The 23229-nt window shown below is 73.5% G+C and carries 22 protein-coding genes; 13 read left to right on the top strand and 9 right to left on the bottom strand.

Features of this window, described 5'->3' with window-relative positions:
• On the top strand, window positions 1-1478 hold a 1478-nt coding region (locus C5507_RS17900; protein WP_104529869.1), incomplete at its 5' end, for an LCP family protein.
• 28 nt (window positions 1479-1506) lie between these two features.
• Here C5507_RS17900 and pstB read toward each other — a convergent pair.
• From pstB to C5507_RS17870, 6 genes are all read right to left on the bottom strand, one after another.
• Window positions 1507-2286 (bottom strand): phosphate ABC transporter ATP-binding protein PstB, encoded by a 780-nt coding sequence (pstB, locus tag C5507_RS17895; protein WP_104529861.1) that lies wholly within the window; start codon window positions 2284-2286, stop codon window positions 1507-1509.
• Between the two features lie 37 nt (window positions 2287-2323).
• Window positions 2324-3403 carry a phosphate ABC transporter permease PstA gene (gene pstA, locus C5507_RS17890; protein ID WP_104529860.1) on the bottom strand — a complete coding sequence of 360 codons (1080 nt, stop codon included), beginning with the start codon at window positions 3401-3403 and terminating at the stop codon, window positions 2324-2326.
• Window positions 3403-4353: a phosphate ABC transporter permease subunit PstC gene (pstC, locus tag C5507_RS17885; protein WP_242611184.1), complete on the bottom strand. Its 951-nt coding sequence runs from the start codon at window positions 4351-4353 to the stop codon at window positions 3403-3405. Before pstC ends, pstA begins: the two co-directional genes overlap by 1 nt.
• A gap of 127 nt (window positions 4354-4480) precedes the next feature.
• Window positions 4481-5608: a phosphate ABC transporter substrate-binding protein PstS gene (gene pstS, locus C5507_RS17880; RefSeq protein ID WP_104529859.1), complete on the bottom strand. Its 1128-nt coding sequence runs from the start codon at window positions 5606-5608 to the stop codon at window positions 4481-4483.
• Between the two features lie 533 nt (window positions 5609-6141).
• Window positions 6142-7893 carry a bifunctional metallophosphatase/5'-nucleotidase gene (locus tag C5507_RS17875; RefSeq protein ID WP_207225853.1) on the bottom strand — a complete coding sequence of 584 codons (1752 nt, stop codon included), beginning with the start codon at window positions 7891-7893 and terminating at the stop codon, window positions 6142-6144.
• Between the two features lie 446 nt (window positions 7894-8339).
• Window positions 8340-8966, bottom strand: coding sequence for a flavodoxin domain-containing protein (locus C5507_RS17870; protein ID WP_104529858.1), 627 nt, complete (start codon window positions 8964-8966; stop codon window positions 8340-8342).
• Between the two features lie 196 nt (window positions 8967-9162).
• On the opposite strand from C5507_RS17870, the gene C5507_RS17865 reads away from it, so the two are divergent.
• The 4 genes from C5507_RS17865 (at window position 9163) to tatC (ending at window position 12215) form a co-directional block, all read left to right on the top strand.
• The gene (locus tag C5507_RS17865) at window positions 9163-10593 is read left to right on the top strand and encodes a PhoX family protein (RefSeq protein WP_104529857.1); all 1431 of its coding nucleotides are present in this window, start codon (window positions 9163-9165) and stop codon (window positions 10591-10593) included.
• Window positions 10594-10682: 89 nt separating this feature from the next.
• Complete coding sequence (locus C5507_RS17860; protein ID WP_104529856.1) at window positions 10683-10961, top strand: twin-arginine translocase TatA/TatE family subunit; 279 nt, start codon at window positions 10683-10685, stop codon at window positions 10959-10961.
• Between the two features lie 43 nt (window positions 10962-11004).
• On the top strand, window positions 11005-11268 hold the full coding sequence (gene tatA / locus C5507_RS17855) for a Sec-independent protein translocase subunit TatA (protein WP_104529855.1): 264 nt from the start codon (window positions 11005-11007) through the stop codon (window positions 11266-11268).
• A gap of 8 nt (window positions 11269-11276) precedes the next feature.
• Window positions 11277-12215 carry a twin-arginine translocase subunit TatC gene (tatC, locus tag C5507_RS17850; RefSeq protein ID WP_242611183.1) on the top strand — a complete coding sequence of 313 codons (939 nt, stop codon included), beginning with the start codon at window positions 11277-11279 and terminating at the stop codon, window positions 12213-12215.
• 56 nt (window positions 12216-12271) lie between these two features.
• On the opposite strand, the gene mshD is transcribed toward tatC, so the two are convergent.
• Both mshD and C5507_RS17840 read right to left on the bottom strand, forming a co-directional pair.
• A complete protein-coding gene (mshD, locus tag C5507_RS17845) occupies window positions 12272-13174 on the bottom strand; it encodes a mycothiol synthase (protein WP_242611182.1) in 903 nt (300 codons plus the stop codon).
• Window positions 13175-13182: 8 nt separating this feature from the next.
• A complete protein-coding gene (locus tag C5507_RS17840) occupies window positions 13183-13920 on the bottom strand; it encodes a winged helix-turn-helix domain-containing protein (RefSeq protein WP_104529853.1) in 738 nt (245 codons plus the stop codon).
• A 194-nt stretch (window positions 13921-14114) separates the two neighbouring features.
• Here C5507_RS17840 and C5507_RS17835 point away from each other — a divergent pair, with 194 nt between their 5' ends.
• From C5507_RS17835 to C5507_RS17815, 5 genes are all read left to right on the top strand, one after another.
• Window positions 14115-14939 (top strand): hypothetical protein, encoded by an 825-nt coding sequence (locus C5507_RS17835; RefSeq protein WP_104529852.1) that lies wholly within the window; start codon window positions 14115-14117, stop codon window positions 14937-14939.
• The gene (locus C5507_RS17830) at window positions 14936-15625 is read left to right on the top strand and encodes an LmeA family phospholipid-binding protein (protein ID WP_104529851.1); all 690 of its coding nucleotides are present in this window, start codon (window positions 14936-14938) and stop codon (window positions 15623-15625) included. Before C5507_RS17835 ends, C5507_RS17830 begins: the two co-directional genes overlap by 4 nt.
• 29 nt (window positions 15626-15654) lie before the next feature.
• Window positions 15655-16008: a thioredoxin family protein gene (locus C5507_RS17825; protein WP_242611181.1), complete on the top strand. Its 354-nt coding sequence runs from the start codon at window positions 15655-15657 to the stop codon at window positions 16006-16008.
• Window positions 16009-16242: 234 nt separating this feature from the next.
• Window positions 16243-17070, top strand: a complete 828-nt coding sequence (locus C5507_RS17820) for a sulfurtransferase (RefSeq protein ID WP_104529850.1) — start codon at window positions 16243-16245, stop codon at window positions 17068-17070.
• A gap of 6 nt (window positions 17071-17076) precedes the next feature.
• Complete coding sequence (locus C5507_RS17815; protein WP_104529849.1) at window positions 17077-17370, top strand: DUF1416 domain-containing protein; 294 nt, start codon at window positions 17077-17079, stop codon at window positions 17368-17370.
• 246 nt (window positions 17371-17616) lie between these two features.
• Here the strand turns inward: C5507_RS17815 and C5507_RS17810 are convergent, their stop codons facing one another.
• Window positions 17617-19377 carry a SpoIIE family protein phosphatase gene (locus C5507_RS17810; RefSeq protein ID WP_104529848.1) on the bottom strand — a complete coding sequence of 587 codons (1761 nt, stop codon included), beginning with the start codon at window positions 19375-19377 and terminating at the stop codon, window positions 17617-17619.
• Window positions 19378-19611: 234 nt separating this feature from the next.
• On the opposite strand from C5507_RS17810, the gene C5507_RS17805 reads away from it, so the two are divergent.
• From C5507_RS17805 to C5507_RS17795, 3 genes are all read left to right on the top strand, one after another.
• A complete protein-coding gene (locus C5507_RS17805) occupies window positions 19612-20802 on the top strand; it encodes an MFS transporter (protein ID WP_104529847.1) in 1191 nt (396 codons plus the stop codon).
• 160 nt (window positions 20803-20962) lie between these two features.
• Window positions 20963-21496, top strand: coding sequence for a heme-binding beta-barrel domain-containing protein (locus tag C5507_RS17800; RefSeq protein WP_104529846.1), 534 nt, complete (start codon window positions 20963-20965; stop codon window positions 21494-21496).
• A complete protein-coding gene (locus tag C5507_RS17795; RefSeq protein ID WP_104529845.1) occupies window positions 21493-23205 on the top strand; it encodes a DUF885 domain-containing protein in 1713 nt (570 codons plus the stop codon). The genes C5507_RS17800 and C5507_RS17795 overlap by 4 nt, the downstream gene beginning before the upstream one ends.
• Window positions 23206-23229 lie beyond the last annotated feature (24 nt).

Here is a 23229-nt window from a genome sequence, read left to right as displayed (position 1 = left end):
CGCCGGCTTCGCGCCGCCGTCCGGCCGACCGCCCGCCGCGCAGCCCGGGCCGGCGCCGGGCGGTGCGGGCGGCCGTCGCGCTCGTCGCGGTGGTGGGTCTGGTCGTCCTCTACCACCTGGCCCTGTACTTCTACGTCGACCAGCGGATCGACCGCGTCGACGCGCTCGCGACGGACGGTCCGGAGGTGCTCGCGCCCGACCTCCAGGACGCCGCGGACACCTACCTCGTGGTCGGCACCGGGATCCCCGGGCAGACCGGCGCCGCCTCGTTGGCCACCCTCGTCGCCTCCGTCTCGGCCGAGGGTGACCGTGCGGTCCTGGTCAGCGTCCCGCCCACGGCCCTGATCGACACCCCCGCGTGCCGCACGCCCGACGGTGACCTGCGCAACCCGGTGACCGAGGCGTTCGCCAGCAGCCTGCTCGACGGCGGACCGGCCTGCATGGTGCGTGCCGTGCAGCAGCTGTCGGGCTTGCGCATCGACCACTACCTCGGGGTCGACCTCGCCGGGGTGCCCGGCATGGTGGACGCGCTGGGTGGCGTCCCGGTCTGCGTGGTGCCGTCGCAGGCCGTCGCCGCCGCGGCCGAGCCGCCGCCGGCCGGTCCCTCCCAGCTCTCCGGCCCGGCGGCGTCCGGCTTCCTCGCTCCGGGGGACTCCGGCCTCGACGTCACCGGTGCCGCGGTGGCCGAGCGCGCCCAGCGGTTGCTCACCTCGACGCTCCGGGCCGCGATGTCGGCCGACACCCTGCTCGACCCGGTGACGCTGACCCGGTTCCTCAACCGTGCCTCCGACGCCCTGACCGTCGACGAGCAGACGACGCTCGGCGACCTGCGCGTCCTGGCCGGGACCCTCGGCGACCTGTCGGGCGACGCCGTCCACCGCGCCGGCCTGCCGGTCGCGCAGGTCGGTTACGTGCCGGCGGGCACCGACCAGGCCTACGTGGTGCTCGACCGGCCCGCGACCCGGGCGCTGTTCGACGAGGTGATCGACGGGGCCCGGCTGCCGGACGAGGTCCTCGAGGCGCAGCGTGCCGACGCCGCCGCTGCCACGACGCCGGCCCCCGAGCCCGCCCCCGAGGCGGCGCCGGCCGGGCCACCCCCGCTGACGGCCGCGCCGGAGCAGATCACCGTCGACGTGCTCAACGGCACCGGCACCACCGGGCTCGCCGCCACGGTGGCCGATGCCCTGCGTGCGCAGGGCTTCGGCGTCGCAGCCGTGGGGAACGAGCCGGGCACCGTGAGCCAGAGCGTCGTGCGCTTCGGCCCGGGCGCGGAGGAGGCGGCACGCACCGTGGCGGCGGCCGTCCCCGGCGCGGCACTGGAACCCAGCGACGCGATCGGCGGCGCGGTGCAGCTGGTGATCGGCCCGGGCTACTCCACGGTGGTCCCGGTCGAGATCGGCGCGCCGGCCGCCCCCGAGCCGGCCACGGACGTCGCCGCGGCGGCACCGCAGCCCGAGGCGGCTGCGGTCCGCTGCTGAGCGGGGCCGGTGCGCGCCCGGCGCCGGCTTAGCCGAAGCGGCCGGAGATGTAGTCCTCGGTGGCCTTCTCGTCCGGGTTGCTGAAGATCTTCTCGGTCGGGTTGAACTCGATCAGCCGGCCCGGCTGCCCGACGCCGTTGAGGTTGAAGAAGCCGGTGGACTCGCTCACCCGCGCCGCCTGCTGCATGTTGTGGGTGACGATCACGATGGTGAACTGCTCCTTGAGCTCGGTCATCAGGTCCTCGATGGCCAGCGTGGAGATCGGGTCCAGCGCGGAGCAGGGCTCGTCCATGAGCAGCACGTCGGGCTCGACGGCGATCGCCCGGGCGATGCACAGCCGCTGCTGCTGACCACCGGACAGGCCGGAGCCGGGGCGGTCGAGGCGGTCCTTCACCTCGTTCCAGAGGTTGGCGCCGCGCAGCGACTTCTCGACGAGGTCGTCGGCCTCGGACTTCTTCATCTTCTTGTTGTTCAGCCGGTTGCCGGCGATGACGTTGTCGTAGATGGACATCGTCGGGAACGGGTTGGGCCGCTGGAAGACCATGCCGATCTGGCGGCGGACGTCCACCGGGTCGACGTCGGCGCCGTAGAGGTCCTGGCCGTCCATGACGACCTTGCCCTCGACGCGGGCGCCGGGCAGCACCTCGTGCATCCGGTTGAGCGAGCGCAGGAACGTCGACTTGCCGCAGCCCGACGGGCCGATGAGCGCGGTGATGCTCCGCGGCTCGATGGAGATGTTGACGCCCTCGACGGCTCGGAAGTCGCCGTAGTAGATGTTGAGGTCGGAGACCTCGATGCGCTTGGCCACGTGCGTGTCCTCCGGGTCGGTCGGTCGGCTTCGGCGGTCAGCGACCGGTCTTGGGAGCGAAGAATCGGCTGATCAGGCGAGCGACGACGTTGAGCGCCATGACCAGGATGATGAGAACCAGGGCTGCCGTCCAGGCCCGGTCCAGGAATGCCTGGGTGGCGGTACCCGGCTGGGTCAGCTGGTAGAAGGCGAAGACCGGCAGGGTCGCCATGCGCCCGTCGAACGGGTTGAGGTTGGTGCCGGTGATCAGGCCGACGGTGACCAGCAGCGGGGCGGTCTCGCCGACGACGCGGGCGACGGCGAGGGTGATGCCGGTGCCGAGCCCCGCGATGGCGGTCGGCAGCACCACCTTCACCACGGTCCGCCACTTCGGCACCCCGAGGGCGTAGCTGGCCTCGCGGAGCTCGTTCGGGACCAGCTTGAGCACCTCCTCGCAGGAGCGGACGACCACCGGGATCATCAGCACCGAGAGGGCCACCGCGCCCATGACGCCCAGCCGGACGCCTCCGCCGAACAGCAGCGTGAAGAGCGCGAAGGCGAAGAGGCCGGCGACGATCGACGGGATGCCGGTCATGACGTCGACGAAGAAGGTGATCGACTTCTTGAGCCGCCCGCTGGCGTACTCCACGAGGTAGATCGCGGTCATCAGGCCGATCGGCACCGAGATGGCCGTGGCGAGCGCCGTGATGACCAGCGTGCCGAGGATTGCGTGGTAGGCGCCGCCGCCCTCACCGACCACCCGGTACATCGAGTTGGTGAAGAAGGCGGCGTCGAAGCGGGGCAGGCCGTTGTCCAGCACGGTCCACACCAGGGAGAGCAGCGGCACCATCGCGATGCCGAAGGCGGTGGTGACCAGGGAGGTCACCAGCCGGTCGGTGGCCTTGCGCCGGCCCTCGACCGCCCGGGAGGCGACGTAGACGGCCAGCGTGCCGAGCAGCACGCCGTAGACGACCGCCGTGGGGATGCTGAAGCCCGACAGGGCCGAGAGGGCGAACCCGAGGGCGACGCCGGCCAGGAAGAGGCCCAGCGGCGCGAAGCGGGGCAGCCGGCGCTGGGCGCGGACGGGCCCGGCGGGACGTGCCGGGGCCTCGGGTGCGATCCGGGTGGGCGTGCTCATCAGTTGGCTCCGGAGAAGTCGGCGCGGCGGTTGACGACCCAGCGGGCGAGCATGTTCACGCCGAGCGTGATGACGAAGAGCACCAGGCCGCTGGCGATGAGCGTGTTGACGTCGATGCCGGTGGCCTCGGGGAACCTCAGCGCGATGTTGGACGCGATCGTCGACGGGTTGGAGTTGCTGATCAGGGTCAGCGTCGCGCCCGCGCCACCGGAGAGGACGATGGCGACGGCCATCGTCTCCCCCAGCGCACGGCCCAGACCCAGCATCGCGCCGGCGATGACGCCGGACTTGCCGTAGGGCAGCACCGCCATCCGGATCATCTCCCAGCGCGTGGCGCCGAGCGCCAGGGCTGCCTCGCGGTGCAGCGCCGGGGCCTGGGTGAACACCTCGCGGGAGATGGCCGAGATGATCGGCAGGATCATCACCGCGAGCACGAGCCCCACGGTGAACATGGTGCGGCCGGTGGTGGACGCCGGGCCGGCGAAGAACGGGATGAAGCCGAGCGTGTCCGCCGCCCACGAGTGGAAGGGCCGCAGGGCCGGCGCCAGGACCGCCAGGCCCCAGAAGCCGTACACGACGCTGGGGATGGCCGCCAGCAGGTCGATGACGTAGCCCATGGCGGCTGCGATCCGCCGCGGGGCGTAGTAGGTGACGTAGAGCGCGATCCCGACGGCGAGCGGGGTGGCGACGAGGAGGGCGAGCACCGCGCCGAGCAGCGTGCCGAGGACGAGCGGGCCGATGTAGGCGGCCAGGCCCTCCCCGCCGGGGATCTCCTCCGCCGGCGCGGTCAGCGCCGGGATCGCCTCCCCGATGAGGAAGGCGGCGACGCCGGCGAGCACCAGCAGGATGAAGATGCCGGAGGCCTTCGCGCTGCCGGCGAAGATGCGGTCGCCGGGCCGGCGGACGGCCGGCTGGCGCATGGGCTCGGACGGGGCCTTCGTGGCGGTCACCGCTGCTCCGTGGGGTTCATGCGTGGATGTGTACGCCTGGTCCGGGCCGTCTGCTCGTCCGGTGCCGGGCGGTGCGATGGCCCGGGACGTCGTGGAGACGTCCCGGGCCATCGTGGCGTACTGAGGTTCAGCTCGCGGCGGTGATCGCCTCGACCGCGGTCATGGCCTGCTCGCGCAGCCCGTCGGAGATCGGCGCGCTGCCGGCGTTCTCCTCGGCGGTCGCTTGGCCCTCCTCGCTGATCACGTACTCCATGAAGGCCTTGACGTTGTCGGCGGTCGACTGGTCGTCGTACTCGATGCAGCCGATGTGGTAGCTGACCAGCACGATCGGGTACTCGCCCGAGCCCTCGGTCTCCCGGTTGACCTCGATGGCGAAGTCGTACTCGCCGCGGCCCTCGACGGCGGGGGAGTTCTCCACCACAGCGGAGGCGGACTCGGCGGTGGGAGCGACGAACTCCTCGCCCACGCCCACGCTCACCACTCCCAGCTCACCGGCGCGGCTGGCGTCGGCGTAGGTGATCGCACCCTCGCGGCCCTCGACCACACCGACGACACCCGAGGTGCCGTTGGCGGCCTCGCCGCCGGACAGCGGCCAGACGCCGTCGGGCTCGTTGGTCCACACGTCACCGGCGGCCTGGTACAGGTAGTCGGTGAAGTTGTCCGTCGTGCCCGAGTCGTCGGCGCGGTGGACCGCGGTGATCGGCAGGTCGGGCAGCGTCACGTCCGGGTTGTCCGCGGCGATGGCCGGGTCGTTCCAGTTCGTGATGCCGCCGGTGAAGATGCCGGCGATCGTGTCGGCCGAGAGGTTCAGCTCGTCGACGCCCTCGAGGTTGAACACGACCGCGATCGGCGAGATGTAGTTGGGCAGCTCGAAGATCTCGCCGCCGGCGCAGCGCTCCTGAGCGGTGGCCAGCTCCTCCTCGTCCAGCGCGGCGTCGGAGCCGGCGAAGTCGGTGTTGCCGGCGACGAACTGCTCGCGGCCGCCGCCGGAGCCGACCGGGTCGTAGCTGAAGTTCACGTCCGGGTACTCACCCTGGAAGCCGGCCTGCCAGGCCTCCATGGCGGCCTGCTGAGCGCTGGACCCGGCACCGACGAGGTCGCCACTGAGCGACTGCCCGCCGCCGCCGCCGCCGCCCTCGCTGCCCGACTCGTTGGAAGCACCACAGGCGGCGAGCGCGAGGGTGCCGGCGAGCGCCATGGACATGGCCGTGGCGCGCGTCTTGGTGCGGAGCTTCAACTCAGTGCCTCTCGACATGGGCCCGGACCTTCTCCGGGCTGCTGTGGACCGTCGAGTCAGGACGCTAGAGAGCCGAGGTGGACGGGCCCGGCCAGCGAGGTGAACGCATGATGAACGGAGCGAAAGAGGTCGGAAGATCCTCATGACCCGTCTCACGTCGGATTGGTGAACGCCCGCGTGTCTGCCTTTTCCATAACGTCTGGATAACGTTGGATCGCCGGTTGGATGTCGGCGGACGAGCATGCGGACGGGCGACGTCGGGACAGCGGCCAGGTGTCCGGCCCGGTGCGGCGGCCGTCACGTCCCCCTGCGGTCCGTTCCACCGATCTCTGTGCGGGAGGGTCCTCCCGCCGCCGCTCCTCGACCAGCTGACCGGCGGCCGCCTGGAGGAGTAGGCGTCGCGCATCACCTCGTGGACGACGGATCCGGACCGTTGCCTGTCCGCCTGGATCGGTCACGGGTCGGTCGCCGAGCGGTCGTCATCGGGGGTGGACGTGCGTCGGCGGCGGCCCCCTCGGTGGGGACCGCCGCCGACCGGGCAGCTGGGTGGGTCAGGCCGGCGCGCCCTCCGCGGTGGTGGTGATGCGGTCGAGCGACGGCGCGGTCACCGGGTCGTTGGCCGTGAGGTAGGCGGTGAAGGCGTCCAGGTCGATCGGACCGGTCACGGCATTCGTCCCGCCGGTGAGGACGGAGAACCCGTCGCCGCCGCCGGCGAGGAAGTTGTTCACCGTGACGCGGTAGGTCTCGTCGGCCACGACCGGCGCGCCGCCGATCTCCAGGCTGCCCTCCACGACCCGGGAGCCGGTGCACGGGTCGGCCCCGGCCGCCGCGGTCGTGCCCTGGGGATCGACCACGTAGGAGACCGTGTCGGAGACGTACAGCGTCCGGCGCACCTGGAACTGCTGCTCCAGCAGGCAGTACAGCTGCTCGCCGGTGAGGTCGAGAGTGACCAGGTTGTTGGCGAACGGCTGGACGGTGAAGGCCTCCTCGTAGGTGATCTCCCCGGCGTCGAGGTCGGCGCGGACGCCGCCGGGGTTCATGAAGGCGGCCACGGCGCCGGCCTCGTCGTCGGTGGCGGCCAGCTGCGCGTCGGCGATCACGTTTCCGAGCGCCGACTCACCGAGTGCCCCCTCGAAGAGGGTCTCCTGCGTCCTCGTCAGGCCGTCGGGGGTGGTGCCGACGACCTGGTCGGCGATCGGGCCGAGCGCCTCCTGGTAGCGCTCGATCAGCTCGGTCTGGGTGGCGTCGGGCGTCACGTCACGGGTCACGACGACGTTGTCGGCCTCGGCGGTGAGCACGTCGCCGGTGCGCCGGTCGATGGACAGGTCGATGTCGGTGACCAGTCGGCCGTTGGAGCCGGCGCTGGTGACGAGCTTCCCATCGATCGTGCAGTTGTACGCCTGGTGGGTGTGGCCGCTGACGACGACGTCGATGGCGTCGTCCATGCCCTCGGCGATCTCGACGACGGGGCCGGTGAAGCCGTTGCAGCCGTTGACGTCCCAGGCGTCCGCACCGGTCTGCGTGCCGCCCTGGTGCAGCAGGACGACGATCGTCTCGACGCCCTGGGCCTGCAGCTCGGCTGCGTAGCGGTTCGCCGTCTCGATCTCGTCGGCGAATTCCAGGCCGGCGACGCCCTCCTGGCTGACGACGTCCTTCGTGCCCTCCAGGGTCATGCCGATGAAGCCGACCTCGACCCCCTGCACCTTGTGGACGGCGTACGGGTCGAGCAGCGGCTCGCCGGTCTCGGTGACGAACGCGTTGGCCGACAGGTACCGGAAGCCGGCGCCTTCGTACGGCGTGCCGTCGGCGCAGCCGTCGTCGGGGTGGCAGCCGCCGTTCTGGATCCGCAGCAGTTCCTCGGCGCCCTCGTCGAACGCGTGGTTCCCCACGCTCGCGTAGTCGAGCCCGGCGAGGCTCAGCGACTCGATGGCGGGCTCGTCGTGGAAGGCGGCCGACAGCAGCGGCGAGGCGCCGATGAGATCGCCGGCGGCCACGGTGATCGTGTTGTTCTTCTTCTGCTCCTCGGCCAGCTCCGCCAGCTGGGTGGCGAGGTATTCCGCCCCTCCGGCGTCGACGGTCGTGCCGCCGGCGGCGGTCTGGATGCGGCCGCCGGAGCCGCCCGGGACCTCGAGGGCGCCGTGGAAGTCGTTGATGGCCAGCAGCTGGACGTCGACCGGCTTCGGGCCCTGGGCCTTGTCCGGAGCCGCTCCGGCGGCGGACAGGCCGCCGGCCAGCGTCAGGGTGGTCAATGCCGTCGCGGCGGCGGCACCGGTTGCCATCCGGTGGAGGGCTGTGCGGGTCATATGTGCTCCAGGGACGGGGTGGGAAGGAAGGGCCCGTCCATCCACGCCCGGGAGGGCGGCCGACGGGGAGCCGACGCGTGAACACAGGCCGACCGGCGGCGGAACTGGCGATGACGGTCGCTCCGGACACGCCGGCCGGGCATCGAGCGGTCACCGCGCGGCCTGCGGGGCCCAGCCAGGAGGTCCGGCGGGGCCTGAGCGGACCGGGAGCCCAGGGCAGGGGCAGGTCGGTCGGCACGACGCCACCTCGTCAGGCTGCGGCGCCCCGGACGGGCCCGGATGTCGCCGACGGTCACGGACCCGGGTGGACCGCAGGTCGCGGCAGCGCGGCGGCGTCGCACGCTCGCCCGAGGACGTGCCCCCCATCGCGGAGTCGACCGCCCGCTGCGCTCCCGGGATCGGTGGCGGATGCCCCGTCCGGGAGGACAGGTGGCCCCCGGTCGAGGTCACACCACCTGGTGGTCCCGGGAGTTCGCACCCACCGCCTCGAGGGCGCCGGCGATCTCGGCAGCCCACGCGCGGACGGCCTGCCAGTCCCGTTGGTCCCCGGCCGGCGCTGCGAACCGCGGCCACGCGTGGAGTTCCGCAGCCGAGAGCAGGCGTCGCTCGGTGCGACCGCGGAACCACCGGTGCTCGTGCCGGCCGGTGAGCTCATGGACCCACGGGGACGACTCACCCCGCAGCGAGGGGGAGGCTTCCTGCCCCCACATCCCGCTGGAGAACGACCACGTGGCCCTGCGGGCGAGGGCGTCGGCGTGGGTCTCGAGATAGCCCCTCGCCGGCTCGAGCCACGCACCTCCGTAGACCGCGCTGCCCAGCACGACCCCGGTGAACGGTTCCGGGTCGGGCCGGCTCTGCGCAGGCGCCAGGGCGGCGTGCAGACCGGTCCGCCGGCCGGCCTCGCTCTGCGTCAGGTATCGGGCGAGCCGGGCGGCGATCTCCCGCGTCGACCCGTGCCGACCGGCGAATACGACCAGCACCCGCGGACCCCGGCCGTGCCGGGGAGCCGTCGGCCCTCCGCCCGGGCCGATGGCTGCAGGCGGCATCGCGGTCGTGTCGAGCGTGGTGGACATGCTTCTCCTCGGATCGACGCCGTCCTCTGCACCGTAGGAAGCCGGTGCTGCTTCCGGGTGAACGCGGAGCCAACATCGCCGCCAGAGCGCGCAACGGTCGTTCGCCGGGGCTTCGCCGGACGGCTCCTTCCCGGACGTCCGAGCTCCCTAGCGTCGGAACGGTCCGTCCTCTGCTCGACCTCAAGGAGAGCACCACATGAGCAGCTCCCTCGACCGCCGCAAGTTCCTCCAGCGCGGCGCCGTCATCACTGCCGGCACCATGCTGGCCAGCGGCACGCACGCCCTCGCCGCCCACGGGGCGCTCGCCGCCCCCGGCCGCCGCGGCCAGGAGCTGAAGGCACCCGACAACGGTGGCTACGGCCCCATCGCGCCCGCCAAGGACATGACCACCGGCGAGACCCTGCTGTGGCTCCCGGCCGGGTTCGAGTACGCGTCCTTCGGTCACGAGGCATCCTTCGCCACCCCCCGGGGCCTGCCGGCCCGGGGTTCGGATGGCCACCCGACTCCCGGCCGGCACGACGGCATGGCCACCTTCGCCACCGGCACCCCCCAGGTCATCCGGCTGGTCCGCAACCACGAGCAGGGCTACGCGCCCACCCCCACGGCCACCAGGAGCTACGACAAGGCGCTCGTCGGCGACCGGGACGACGCCTACGACCCCCTGGCCGCCGGTGGCACGACGACGCTCACCTTCGACACCAGCGAACTGATGCTGACCGACAGCTTCATCTCGCTCAACGGCACCTCGGTCAACTGCGCCGGAGGGCTCACCCCCTGGGGGTCCTGGCTCTCCTGCGAGGAGACGGTCAACGGAACGCAGAACGGGTTCACCAAGAACCACGGCTACATCTTCGAGGTGCCCGCCCACCAGGACGGCCCCGTCGAGAACCCCGCGCCCTACACGGCGATGGGGCGCTTCGCCCACGAGGCCGTCGCGGTCGACCCGGCCACCGGCATCGTGTACGAGACCGAGGACAGCGGCAACACCTCGGGCTTCTACCGGTTCCTGCCCGCGGAGCCCGGCAACCTCGCGGCCGGCGGGGTGCTGCAGATGCTCGCGGTCAAGGAACAGCCGCAGATGCAGACCTACACCGGGGTGAGCAACCGGGTGGGGAACCCCATGCCGGTCGAGTGGGTGACCATCGACGACCCGGACCCGGCCGCCATCACGACCGAGTCGGTGTACAACCAGGGCGCAGTCAAGGGTGGCGCAGCTTTCGCCCGGCTCGAGGGCTGCTGGTACGACGGCGGCAGCGTCTTCTTCAACGCCACCAGCGGCGGCGACGCCGGCGCCGGCCAGGTGTGGGAGTACCGCCCCCGTGGGCGCTCCGGTGGCCAGCTGATCCTGCTGTTCGAGTCGCCGTCGGCCGAGGTGCTGGACGCTCCGGACAACCTCACGGTCAGCCCTCGCGGTGGCCTGGTGCTGTGCGAGGACGGCGGCGGCGAGCAGTTCGTCCGCGGTCTCAACGAGCGGGGCGAGATCTTCGACTTCGCGAAGAACAGCCTCAGCGACGCCGAGTTCGCCGGGGCGTGCTTCAGCCCCGACGGTGACGTCATGTTCGTCAACGTCCAGACCCCGGGGGTCAGCTTCGCGATCCGCGGGCCGTGGGAGAAGGGCGCGCTCTGACCTGAGCCTCCTGTTCCCCGGGTGTCCCGGTGCCGTGGCGCCGGGACACCCGGGGACCCGTGGCCACACGACTGCGATCGGAGCCTGGCGTGCTCAACTCGATCGGCTGGGGCGAGGTGGTCGTGCTCGCCCTGGCCGCACTGTTCATCTTCGGCCCCGACCGGCTGCCGGACCTGGCGCGGGAGTCGGCGTCCGGCCTCAAGCGCCTGCGCGGGGCCATGACCGGTGTGCGCAGCCAGCTGGACGACAGCATCGGCGAGGACCTCGGCCGGCTGCGCGACCTCGACCTCCGTCAGTACCAGCCCCGGGAGCTGGTGCGACGGCACCTCCTGGGCGACGGGGATCCGGACGGCCCGGCCGCCCCGTGACCAGCTCCCACCACCGTCGAACACGCACTCGAGGAGAGACGTCATGAACCTGGGTCCCATGGAGATCGGCCTCGTCCTGCTGGCCGTGCTCCTGCTCTTCGGTTACAAGAAGCTGCCGGACGCGTCCCGCTCGCTCGGCCGGTCGCTGCGCATCTTCAAGGGCGAGATGAAGGGGATGAAGGAGGACGACCGCCATCGCCCGGACGAGCCGGCCGCCCTGCGTGGTGAGCTCGTGGCGACGCCGTCCAGTAGCTCCGAGGCCGGCGCCGGAGCGCGTCGGGTGCCGCCCGCCCCGTCCGCCCCCTGATCGAGGCCGTGCCCAGCGTGCGGACCGTCCGTCTCCGGCAGCGCCGGGCAGCCCGTGACCCGCAGGCGGGGATGCCCCTGGTCGCGCACCTCACCGAACTGCGCAACCGGGTCGGCGTCTCGCTGATCGCTGTGCTCGCCGGAACGGCGCTGGCGTTCTGGTGGTACGACCAGGGGCTCGGGGACTTCATCCGGGCGCCCTACTGCGGGCTGCCCGAGGAACTGCGCTACAACGACGCGCAGGGTGGATGCGGGCTGCTGGTGACGGACGTCTTCGGCGGCGCTCTCATCCGGTTGAAGATCAGCTTCATCGTCGGGGTGGTCGTGTCGGCGCCGTTGTGGCTCTTCCAGGTGTGGCAGTTCCTGACGCCGGGGTTGAAGAGCACCGAGAAGCGCTACGGCGTCGTCTTCGTGACCGCGTCGTCGGCACTGTTCGGCCTCGGCGCCGCCCTGGCATACGTGTCGCTCTCGGCCGGCCTCCGGCTGCTGCTCGGCCTCGCCGGGGAGGGGGTGGTCGTCGCGCTCACCGCTCAGGACTACATCGGCTTCGTCATCTCGCTCCTGCTGGCGTTCGGCTTGTCCTTCGAGCTGCCGTTGATCGCTGTGGCGCTCAACGTCGTCGGCGTCCTCTCGCACGACGCGCTCTCCGGGGCCCGCCGGTGGATCTTCTTCCTGACGGTGCTGTTCGCCGCGTTCGTCACGCCGACCCAGGACCCGTTCACCATGGTGGCGATGGCCGCGCCCATGATCGTGCTGTTCGAGCTCGCCATCCAGGTGGCCCGGGTGGTCGACCGCCGGAGGGCCCGGCGATCGATGGCCGAGTCGTTCCGCTCCGTGGGCGACGGGGAGGCATCGCCGCTGGATGCCACGCCTTCCCGGCTGGACGCGGAATTCCTGCCGGCGGACAGCGAGCCGGCCGGCCTCGGCGATGCGGCACGGCCGGCCTAGGGCGGTGGCACGCGCCAGCGGTCCGGGCAGGCATGGGGACGCCGCTTCGCGGGCGGCTACGGTCGCTCCGGGCGCCGCCAGGCGACGTCGACGGCGGACCGGCGGAAACCACGTGCCTCGTACAGCCGCACCGCCGCCTCGTTGTCCTCCTCGACGTACAGCAGCACCTCGGCCAGGCCCCGCCCGCGCAGGTGGGCCAGGCCGAGATCGGTGAGCGCCCGGCCCAGGCCCAGACCTTGCGCGCCTGGATCGACGCCGAGCACGTAGATCTCGCCGACCGGCTCGGGGCCGGCGTCGCCGGGCGGGTGCACCTTCGTCCAGTGGAAGCCGAGCAGCTCACCGCCGTCGTCCGGTTCACCGCGCCAGGCCAGCAGGAAGCCCTCGGGGTCGAACCACGGCTCGGCCTCGCGCAGCTCCAGGTCCGCACGGGTCGTCCGCCCCTGCTCCGGGTGCCAGTCGAAGGCGTGGGCGTTCACCCCCAGCCACGCCTCCTCGTCCCGGCCGGGACGGAAGGCCGACACCGTGACGCCCTCGGCGAGGGCGGGCCGGGGATCGGGGTCGACGCCGGCGAGGTCGCGGCGCATCTGCAGCAGCACACGGGCGCGGGCGAAGCCGTGCGCGGCGAGCAGTTCGGCGGAGCCGGGCAGGTCCCCGTGCGCCCAGATGTCGACCGGGCCCCGGCCGGCGGCGTCCAGCACCCGGCGGAGCAGCGCCGTCCCGTGGCCGCGGCGCCGGTGGTCGGGGTGGACGACCAGCTCGGCGACGCCGTCGTCGAGGCGGGCGTAGCCGACCGGTGTGCCGTCGTCGGCGCGCTCCACGAGGTCGGCACCGCCGGGGGAGCGGTGCTGCAACCGCAGCTCGGCGTCCTCCGACAGCGGCCGCACGCCGTCGGCGGCCGTGGCGGCGCGCAGCAGCGCGAGGACGGCGGGGACGTCGACGTCGGGACCCGAGGTGCTCACCCGCCCCATCAGACCAGCTCGGCGTCGGTCCTGTCGTCCGGGGCGGCGGCCGCGGCGGTGGCGTCGGCCACCTGGCGGTCGAGCTTGTAGCCGACGTTGCGCACGGTGCCGATCAGCGCCTCGTGCTCGGTGCCGAGCTTGGCCCGCAGCCGGCGCACGTGGACGTCGACGGTGCGGGTGCCACCGAAGTAGTCGTAGCCCCAGATCTCCTGCAGCAGCTGGGCGCGGGAGAAGACCCGCCCCGGGTGCTGGGCGAGGTACTTCAGGAGCTCGAACTCCTTGTAGGTCAGGTCGAGGGCGCGGCCGCGCAGCTTCGCGGAGTAGCTGTGCTCGTCGATGACCAGTTCGCCGGCCTGCGTGACGCCGCCGTCGGCACCGTCCGCGGGCGTCGAGGCGGCCAGCCGGCGGGAGGTGGCCCACTTGAGCCGGGCGTCGACCTCGGCGGGGCCGGCGGTGTCGAGCAGCACGTCGTCGACGCCCCAGTCGGCCGAGAGGGCGACCAGGCCGCCCTCGGAGAGGATGGCGACCAGCGCGGCGGCGACCCCGGTGGAGGAGAGCAGCCCGCACAGGGTGCGGGCCCTGGCGAGGTCGTGCCGGGCATCGACCAGGACGACGTCGCCCGAGTCCCCGTCCAGCAGGCTCGACAGCTCCGGGGCGACCACGCGGACCTGGTGACCGAGCAGACCGAGGGCGGGCAGCACCTCGGTCGTGGCCTGGCGCGCGGCGGTCATGAGCACGAGTCGCATGTCGTCTCCTCAGGGGTCCGTGGCCGGCGGGCGACGGCCGGACCTGCGACCACGCTGTCGAGGTGAGAGGGCAGGATAGCCGACGTGCCCCGCGACGTCCCCGAACTCGTCGAGGCGCGCCCCCTGCGGGTCAGCAGCGCGCCGGCCCCGCTCGTCGAGCGGGTCGGACGCCGGGCGTCTGAGACGATCCAACGGTGAGTTCCACCGCGGTCGTGCCCGGGACGCCGGACCGGGCGCACCACCTGCCCGCCGCCGGGGTGGCGGTGCTCGCCACCGGCCTGCTGGCCGGCCTGCCCGCCGCCTTCGGTGCCGTCGGCGCGCTGGCCGCCGTGCTCGTGGTCCAGTTCGCGCTCGTCCTGTCCTGGGTGCTGGTCGCCGGGATGCGGGGCTTCGCGGCCTCGCTGGCCGTCGGCACGGCCGCGGCGGTGGCCGCCGACCTGGTGCTCGCCCTGCCGCAGCGCCCCGTGCTGGGCGGGCTGCTGGCGGTGCTGGGGGTCGGTTTCCTGGCCGCCGTCCTCCAGCAGATGCTGCGCTCCCCGCGGCACGCGCTGGTCGACTCGCTGGCCGGCTCCGCGCTGCTGCTGACCGCGGTCGGCGCGCTCGCGGCGCTGCTGCTGCTCGGCACGTCCGACGAGGGGCGGCTGGTGCTCACCGCCCTGTCCGCCGGGGTCTCCCTGGCGGTCGGCCACCTGGTGGACCAGGTGCTCCCGCGCCCGCAGGTCGCCGACGGCGTACCCCGGGGGCTGGTCGGCCTGGTGCTGGCCGTGCTCGCCGGCGCGGGGACGGCCTTCGCGGTCCGTGACCTCGCCGGGCTGGGCATGCTCCGCGCGCTGGCCCTCGGAGCCGTCGTCGCGGGCGTCGTCGCCCTGGTCGCCGTCGCGGCCAGCTACGTCGCGGTGGATGCGGCCGGCGGCACGGCGGCCGACGACTCGTCGCCGTGGGTGCTGACCGTGGTGCAGGTCGTGCTGCCGATGGCTGCGGCGGCACCGGTCGCCGTCGGTCTGCTGACGGTCCTGTGAAGGTCCTCGCGGTCCTGGTGCTGCTGGTCCTGGGGTTGTCGGTCCTGGTCGACCGGGTGGCGGTGGGCGTCGCCGAGGGGCAGGTGGCCCAGCAGCTCGCGGACCGCGGCGGGCTGGCCGGCGAGCCGGACGTGGACATCCGCGGCTTCCCGTTCCTGACCCAGGCCTTCGGCGGCCGGTACGAGGAGGTGCGGATCTCGCTGACCGCCGAGGAGCTGGGCCGCCCCGAGGGCACGGAGGCCGACATCGCCCTGCGCGGGGTCCGGTTGCCGCTGTCCTCGGTGCTGTCCGGGGAGGTGCGGGAGGTACCGGTCGACCGCATCGACGGCACGGCGACCCTGTCCTACGAGCTCCTGGCCGCCGAGCTGGGTGGCGACACGACCCTGCAGCGCGAGGGCGAGGACCTACGCATCACCAGGACGGTCGACCTGCTGGGCTACTCGCTGCCGCTGACCGCCTCCGGCACGGTGGGCCTGGACGGCGACGAGGTCGTGGTGGAGGTGGCGGACGCATCCGGCGCCGGCGTCGAGATCCCGCGGATCCTGGTCGGGCGGGTCGCCGACCTGCTCGACCTCCGCTACCGGGTGGAGCTGCCGTTCGGCCTGCGGCTCACCGGCGTCGCCCCGGCCGACGACGGCGTCGACGTGCGGGTCGAGGCCGACACCACGGTGCTCAGCGCGGAATAGCGGCCCGGACCGGCCCGGTTGGGTCAGGCGTGACCGGACGAGCGGAGGGGCGAGGCCTGGCCGGCTCCCCGGTCCTCGAGCGGCTCGGCGTGCGCCCTGCGGATGCGGCGCTCACCGTCGTCCAGTTCTCGACGGCGTTCTGCGGCCCGTGCCGCGCGACGAAGGCGCGGCTGGACCGGCTGCGCGCCACGCGCCCTGGGCTGGCCACCGTGCACGTCGACGCCGAGAGCCATCTCGAGGAGGTGCGCGAGCTGGACGTGCGCAGCACGCCGACGCTCCTCTTCCTCGACCGGGCCGGGCGGGTGGTGCACCGCGGCACCGGCGCGCCCGGGTTCGCGGAACTCGCCGCCCTGGTGGACGCCCACGGAGGGGCGTCCACGTGATCGGCTACCCTCGCGCCGTGGGCATCCTGCTGACCTCGCGCCGCACAGTGGACCTGTGCCGCGTCGGCAGCTGCCTGTGTCCGGCCCTGTAGAGGGCGGCACCGCACCGTCCAGACGCGCTCTCCGCGACGTCGGGATGCCCCATTCCCCCGTGAGTCCCGCGCTCGAGCGATCCGCGTCGTCCCCGCACCGCCTGACCGACCGACCGCACACCGATCATCCGGAGGACCATCCATGAGCCGCAACGACGTGCTCGTCACCGCCGACTGGGTCCAGGACAACCTGGGCACGCCCGGCATCGTCTTCGTCGAGGTCGACGAGGACACCAGCGCCTACGACGGCGGCCACATCGAGGGCGCCGTCAAGCTCGACTGGAAGCAGGATCTGCAGGACCCGCTGCGCCGCGACTACCTCGACAAGTCCGCGTTCGAGGCGCTGCTGTCGGCGAAGGGCATCAGCAACGACGACACCGTGATCCTGTACGGCGGCAACAACAACTGGTTCGCCGCCTACGCCTACTGGTACTTCAAGATCTACGGCCACCAGTCGGTGAAGCTCATGGACGGCGGCCGCAAGAAGTGGGAGCTCGACGGGCGCCCGCTGTCGAAGGACGTCGTCGACCGCCCCGCCACCCGGTACGTGGCGAGCGAGCCCGACCTCTCCATCCGCGCCTTCCGCGACGAGGTCGTGGCCGCGATCGGCAGCAAGAACCTCGTCGACGTCCGGTCGCCCGACGAGTTCTCCGGCAAGATCCTCGCCCCCGCGCACCTGCCCCAGGAGCAGTCGCAGCGGGCCGGTCACGTGCCCACGGCGATCAACATCCCGTGGAGCAAGGCCGCCAACGAGGACGGCACCTTCAAGAGCGACGAGCAGCTGGCCGCCCTCTACGCCGAGCAGGGCTACGACGAGAACAGGCCGACCATCGCCTACTGCCGGATCGGCGAGCGCTCGAGCCACACCTGGTTCGTGCTGCGCGAGCTCCTCGGCAAGACCGACGTCAAGAACTACGACGGCAGCTGGGTCGAGTACGGCTCGCTCGTCGGCGTCCCGATCGAGAAGTGAGCTGACATGTGCGGTGCCCCGAAGCAGGGCGGTTCCCTCGCCGGGATCGACCTGAGCACGCAGACGGTGATCCAGGGTTCGGTCTGGCACGACGGGGCCCCGGTCGCCGGCGCCTACGTCCGGCTGCTGGACTCCACCGACGAGTTCACCGCCGAGGTGGTCACCACACCGGAGGGCGAGTTCCGGTTCTTCGCCGCCCCGGGCGCCTGGAAGGTCCGCTCGCTGGCTGCGGTCGGCAAGGGCGAGCGGGTCGTCGACGCCGAGCTCGGGCTGAACGAGACCACCATCGTCATCGACTGAAGGACCCCCCTTCCACCCACCCTTCGCAGGCTCAGGGCGGGGCCCTGAAGGGGGGCCGCTCCATCGGGTGACAGTGCGCCCGTCCCGGCAGCCGCCGGGGCGGGCGCTGCCGCGTCCGGGCTCAGGACCCGATCAGCCCGGCGAGGTCGGCCATCGCCCGGTCGCAGTAGCGGTCGCCGTCCTCCACCGACCCGACAGGAGGCGAGCTCGCGGCCGGTCGGCCGAGGTCCTGCGGGCCGCGACCGCTCAGTCCACGCCGGGCGGGACCCGGTTGGGGCCGGCCTCCGGCGGTCGCGGGCGGTCCTCGGGGAAGGTGCGCACCGCGACGATGGCGACGTCGTCCGCTCCGGCGTCGGGCAGCAGCCGGTCCAGGACGGTGTCGAGCAGGTCCTCCAGCGGGCGGTCGCCCAGGTCGCGCAGCGCCTCGACCAGCCGGGCGGTGCCCTCGTCCAGGTCGATGTCGCGGCGCTCCACCAGCCCGTCGGTGACCAGCAGCAGCGTGTGGTGGTCGGGCAGGTCGGCGACGTGGTCGGTGCGGGGGGCATCCGGGTCGATGCCGAGCATCAGCTCGGGCCGGGTGGCGAGCTCGGTGACCGTTCCGTCCGGCGCCAGGAGCAGCGGCGGCAGGTGACCGGCGTTGCTCCACCGCAGCAGCCGCATCCCGCTGACCGGGACGTCGGGATGGCGCTCGACGCGGGCGACCACCCCGGTGGCCATCGCCGAGACGGCCAGGCCCCGGGCGGCCCGCTCCGCCCGGGTGAGGACCGCCGCCGGGCCGCCGTCGGAGTCGTAGGCGAGCGCCCGCAGCAGCCCGCGGAGCTGGCCCATGGCCGCGGCCGCGCTGCTGTCGTGTCCCACGACGTCGCCGATGACCAGCACGGTGGCGCCGTCGGGCTGCAGGAACGCGTCGTACCAGTCGCCGCCCACCTGGGCCTCGTGCGCGGCCGGGCGGTAGCGCACGGCGATCTGCAGGTGGTCGGGCTCGGGTGGGGGAGTGAGCAGCGACTGCTGCAGCCGGTCGGACAGGGCGCGCTCGCTGGCCGCGCGCGCCGACAGCTCGGCCAGCTCGGCGGACTGCTGCTGGGCGGCCCGCCGCTCGCTGAGATCGCGGAAGGAGACGACGACGCCCGTCTGCACGCCGTCCTCCAGGGTGGGCACGACGACCATCTCCACCGGCATGGCCGTGCCGTCGCTGCGCCAGAAGACCTCGTCGTCGGCGACGACGGTCCGGCCGGTGCGCAGCGCGCGCCAGACCGGGCACTCCTCCCGCGGGTAGGGGGAGCCGTCGCGGCGGTGGCCGTGGATGAGCCCGTGCTGGTCGTGGCCCAGCTGCTGGGCGGCGGGGTAGCCGGTCAGGCGCACGGCGGACGGATTCAGGAACTCCACCCGGCCGTCGGCGTCCAGGCCGTAGATGCCGTCGGCCACGTTGGCCAGGACGCGCTCGCTGATCGCCAGGGTGCGGCTCAGCTTGGCCTCGGTCTCGCGCAGGACCTCGAGGTCCCGCGCACGGGTGGCCGCGATCCGGCGCAGCGCGGAGGCCTCCGCGCCCGCGGCGCGGGCCTCGGCGACCGTCCGTTCGCTGTCCAGCCGGTCGGTGATGTCCATGCCGGTGGCCAGCAGGTACTGCGGCCGCTCGCGCTCGCGCACCAGCTGCAGGGTGAAGTCGGCGACCCGCCGGGTGCCGTCGGCGAGGAAGAACTCCGTGACCGCGCGGACGGGCTCGCCGCCCGCGGCCACCTGCAGGCACCAGCGCCGGACGCGGTCCTGCACCTCGGCGCTCCCGGTCCACCACCCGGTGTCCCAGAACATCCGGCCCAGCTGCGCAGCGCGGTCGAAGCCACGGCCCTCGACGGCGAGCAGGTTGGCCGTCAGCAGCCGGCCGTCGAGCTCGCAGACGGCGGCGAACATGAACTGGGAGTCGTGCAGCACCGAGTACCAGGAGGGCGTCCCGGGCAGCGCCTGGTCCGCCGCGGTCGGCACCGTCCCGCCGGGGCCGGCCTCGGCCATCTCGATGTCTGCTCCTCGTCCGCTCGGGGGTGGGTGCCCGGACCGGCGCCACGACGCCTCGGTCGTCCATCATCCTCGCCGGTCGCGCCCGCCGCACCGACGGTCGGCCGGTCGAGGGCTCGCGGACCGGGCCGGAACGGCGACGGGCATCATGTCCTCCGTGGCACCGTCCCGCCCCGGTGGAGGGCCCGCAGCGGCGGCGGAGCCGGCGGCCCGGGCGAGCGGGGGGCGCGGGTGAGCGCGGTCCACGACCCGCAGCCGGACCTCGCGCGGGGCCAGCTGCGCGGGCTGCAGGGCGTCAACCTGGCCAGCTCCCTGGACCGCTCGACGATCGCGCCCATGCTGCTGGTCATCGCCGCCGACCTCCGCGTGTCGGTGGCCGAGGTGACCGTGGTCGCCAGCGTCTACTACCTGACCTACGGGCTGATGCAGCCGGTCTGGGGCATCGTCTCCGCGCGCGTGGGCACGGTCCGCACCCTGCGGCTCACCCTGGCCGGTGCCGGGATCGTGGGGCTGGTCTCCGCGCTCGCCCCCGACGTGGTCACGCTGACGGTCCTGCGCAGCATCGCCGGCGGGCTGTTCGCGGCAGCCATCCCGTCCACGCTGACGTACGTCGGTGCGACCGTCCCGGTCGAGCGCCGCCAGCAGCCGCTGGCCGACCTCATGGCGGGGGTCGCCGTCGGTATGGCGGCAGCCACGCTGGCGGCCGGCTGGGCGGCGGAGCTGATCAGCTGGCGGTGGGCGTTCGCGGGGACGGCGGCGGCCGGCGTGGTCCTCGCGCTGCTGCTGCGCACCCTGCCCGAGCTGCCGCGTGTACCGGGCGCCGCCCACCCGGTGCGCGCCCTGCTGTCGGCGGTGCGCGAGCCGTGGACCGCGCTGGTCCTGGTCCTGGGCTTCGTGGAGGGCGCCGCGCTGACCGGCGTCCTCACCTTCATCGCGCCCGGGGTGGAGGAGTCCATCGCCGGCGGTGCGGGGCTGGCCGGCACCGTCGTCGCCGCCTACGGCCTGTCCGTGCTGCTCTTCACGCGCGTCGTCCGCCTGCTGTCCCGGCGGCTGACCACACCCACGCTGCTGGTCATCGGTGGCGTCGCGGGTGCGGCGGGCTTCGGCGTGCTCGTCCTCCAGCGCGGCCTGGTCGGTGGGGTGGCGGCCTGCTTCCTCCTGGGCGCCGCCTGGGCGTTCATGCACTCCACGCTCCAGACGTGGGCCACCTCGGTGGCGCCCGCGGCGCGGGCCCAGGTGGTGTCCCTCTTCGCCGCCTGCCTCTTCCTCGGTGGGGCGACCGGCGCGGCGCTCAGCGCCGGCCCCGCCGAGGACGGTCGCTACGCGCTGCTGTTCGGCACCACCGCCTTCGTCTTCGTCCCGCTCACCCTGGTCGCCGCACTGGCCCGCCGGCGCTACCTGCGCACCCGTCCCGGCCGCTGACGGGGGCCGTGCGCGGGGTCCGGCCGTGCCGCGGGAGGGGCGTCACTACGGTGGTTCCCATGGTTTCTGCCTGGGTCCTGGTCACCCTGTCGGCGCTCGCCGCCCTCGGGTCCGGCTACGGCGCGGTCCGCCTGTCCCGCCGTCCCGAGGGGGCGCGGCGATGAGCGGCGAGACGGAGCTGCCGGTCCCCGACACCGCCGACGTCCGCAGCGGTGCCGAGGTCTCCGAGGAGATCCTCTCGGTGCTCCCGCTGCTCGGTGAGTGGCACGGGGAGGGTCAGGCCGCCGGCACCAGCGGCGACCACCGGTTCGGGCAGTGGGTCCGGTTCGGCCACGACGGCCGGGGATTCCTGGCCTACGAGTCGCGGACCTGGCGGCTCACCGACGACGGGAAGATCGTCGGCCCCGACGTCCGCGAGTCCGGGTTCTGGCGGCCACGTGGGAACGACGACGTCGAGCTGCTCGTGGCCGCTCCGGACGGGCTGGTGGAGATCTACGTGGGCACCGCCCGGACCGCGACCAGCTGGGAGCTGACCAGCGACGTCGTCGCCCGCACGCCCGATGCCCCGGAGGTGAGCCGCGCCGTGCGGCTGTACGGCATCGTCGAGGGCGCGCTCATGTACGCGATCGACCGCGCCGTCGGCGACGGACCCCTGCGCCCGACGATGTCGGCCCGGCTGGAGCGCCTCCGTTGACCGGTCCGCTCCCCGCCCCGCCGTCGCCCACCCGCCCCACCACCCCGAGACAGGTCGCCGACCGGTACGTCGAGGCCGTGTGCGATCTCGACCCGATCGTCGCCACGTCGCTGGGCAGTCGTCCCGGCGACGACCGGCTGCCCGACTTCTCGCCCGCCGGGCTCGAGGCCGACGCCGAACTCGACCGGCGCACGCTGGCCGCGCTCGACGCCCTGGGGCCGGTCGAGGACGCGGTGGAGCGCCGGTGCGCGCGGCTGCTGCGGGAGCGGTTGTCGGCGCAGCTCGCCGTGCACGAGGCCGGCGAGGGCTACCGGACGCTGTCGAACCTCTTCTCGCCGATCCACTCCACCCGGCAGGTGTTCGCGTTGATGCCGACGGCGGGTGAGGAGGACTGGGAGGTCGTCGGCCGGCGGTTGGCCCGCGTCCCCGAGGCCTACCGCGGCTTCGCCGAGTCGCTGCGCGAGGGCGTCCGCCGGGGTCTTCTGGCCGCTCCGCGTCAGGTCGCCACCGTGGTGGGACAGCTGGACGAGTGGCTCGCCGGGCCGTACTTCACCACCTTCGTGGCCGACGGCCCCGCACGGCTGGGCGAGGAGCTGCGCGCGTCGGCGGCCGCGGCGGATGCGGCGGTCGCCGAGGTCCGCGACTTCCTCCGCGATGAGTACGCACCGGCGACCGCGGGCACGCCGGACGCCGTCGGACGGGAGCGCTACGCCCTCGCCGTGCGGCGCTGGACCGGATCGGACCTCGGCGCCGGATCCGGACTGGAGGATGCGTACGCCTGGGGCTGGGCGGAGCACCGGCGGATCCTCGACGAGCAGGAGCTGGCGGCCGGGAAGGTACTGGCCGGCGGGACGCCGGCGGAGGCCCGGCGGTGGTTGCACGACCACGGCCCGGCGGTCGAGGGGGTCGAGGCCATCCGGGCCCACCTCCAGGCCCTGATGGACCGGACGATCACCGAGCTCGACGGCGAGCACTTCGACCTGGCAGAGCCGATCCGCCGGGTGGAGGCGATGATCGCCCCGCCCGGCAGCGCGGCGGCGCCGTACTACACCCGGCCGGCGCAGGACTTCTCCCGGCCGGGCCGTACCTGGCTGCCCACGCTCGGTCGCACCCGCTTCCCGCTCTGGGACCTGGTCTCGACCTGGTACCACGAGGGGGTCCCCGGCCACCACCTCCAGTTGGCGCAGTGGGCGCTGGTCTCCGGGCAGCTCTCGACGTACCAGACCTCGATCGGGCAGGTCAGCGCCGACGCGGAGGGCTGGGCGCTCTACGCCGAGCGGCTGATGGACGAGCTCGGCTACTTCGCCGACCCGGGGGAGCGGCTGGGCTTCCTCGACGAGCAGCAGCTGCGGGCCATCCGCGTGGTCATCGACATCGGCATGCATCTGCGCCTGGCGGTGCCCCAGGACGCCGAGGGCGTGCTGGCGGAGCACCGCGGTCGGCCCTGGAGCCCCGAGCTCGCACGCGCTTTCCTCGCCGAGCACACCGGTGCGCCGGCCGAGATGCTCGACAGCGAGGTCGTGCGCTATCTCGGCATCCCCGGCCAGGCGATCGGATACAAGCTGGGGGAGCGGGCCTGGCGGGAGGGCCGGGAGGCGGCGCAGCAGGCATGCGGGGCCGCCTTCGACCTCAAGTCCTGGCACATGGCCGCGCTGTCGCAGGGCTCGCTCGGCCTGGACGACCTCGCGGCCGAGCTCGCCCAGCTGTAGGCGGGGGACTCCGGGCGCGCCGGC

The sequence above is a fragment of the Blastococcus saxobsidens genome (assembly GCF_002938435.1).
GTDB lineage: Bacteria > Actinomycetota > Actinomycetes > Mycobacteriales > Geodermatophilaceae > Blastococcus > Blastococcus saxobsidens.
The sequence above is the reverse complement of the archived record's forward strand: the minus strand, read 5'-3'. Positions and strand labels throughout refer to the sequence as shown.

Bases quoted from the DNA above. Each gene is read 5' to 3' on its own strand.
- C5507_RS17810 (WP_104529848.1), bottom strand. From the start codon at position 19,377: ATGGCCGAGGCCGGCCCCGGCGGGACGGTGCCGACCGCGGCGGACCAG.
- C5507_RS17820 (WP_104529850.1), top strand. From the start codon at position 16,243: ATGAGCCGCAACGACGTGCTCGTCACCGCCGACTGGGTCCAGGACAAC.
- C5507_RS17875 (WP_207225853.1), bottom strand. From the start codon at position 7,893: ATGACCCGCACAGCCCTCCACCGGATGGCAACCGGTGCCGCCGCCGCG.
- C5507_RS17840 (WP_104529853.1), bottom strand. From the start codon at position 13,920: ATGCGACTCGTGCTCATGACCGCCGCGCGCCAGGCCACGACCGAGGTG.
- tatA (WP_104529855.1), top strand. From the start codon at position 11,005: ATGAACCTGGGTCCCATGGAGATCGGCCTCGTCCTGCTGGCCGTGCTC.
- pstS (WP_104529859.1), bottom strand. From the start codon at position 5,608: ATGTCGAGAGGCACTGAGTTGAAGCTCCGCACCAAGACGCGCGCCACG.
- pstA (WP_104529860.1), bottom strand. From the start codon at position 3,403: ATGAGCACGCCCACCCGGATCGCACCCGAGGCCCCGGCACGTCCCGCC.
- C5507_RS17865 (WP_104529857.1), top strand. From the start codon at position 9,163: ATGAGCAGCTCCCTCGACCGCCGCAAGTTCCTCCAGCGCGGCGCCGTC.
- C5507_RS17870 (WP_104529858.1), bottom strand. From the start codon at position 8,966: ATGTCCACCACGCTCGACACGACCGCGATGCCGCCTGCAGCCATCGGC.
- C5507_RS17800 (WP_104529846.1), top strand. From the start codon at position 20,963: ATGAGCGGCGAGACGGAGCTGCCGGTCCCCGACACCGCCGACGTCCGC.
- C5507_RS17815 (WP_104529849.1), top strand. From the start codon at position 17,077: ATGTGCGGTGCCCCGAAGCAGGGCGGTTCCCTCGCCGGGATCGACCTG.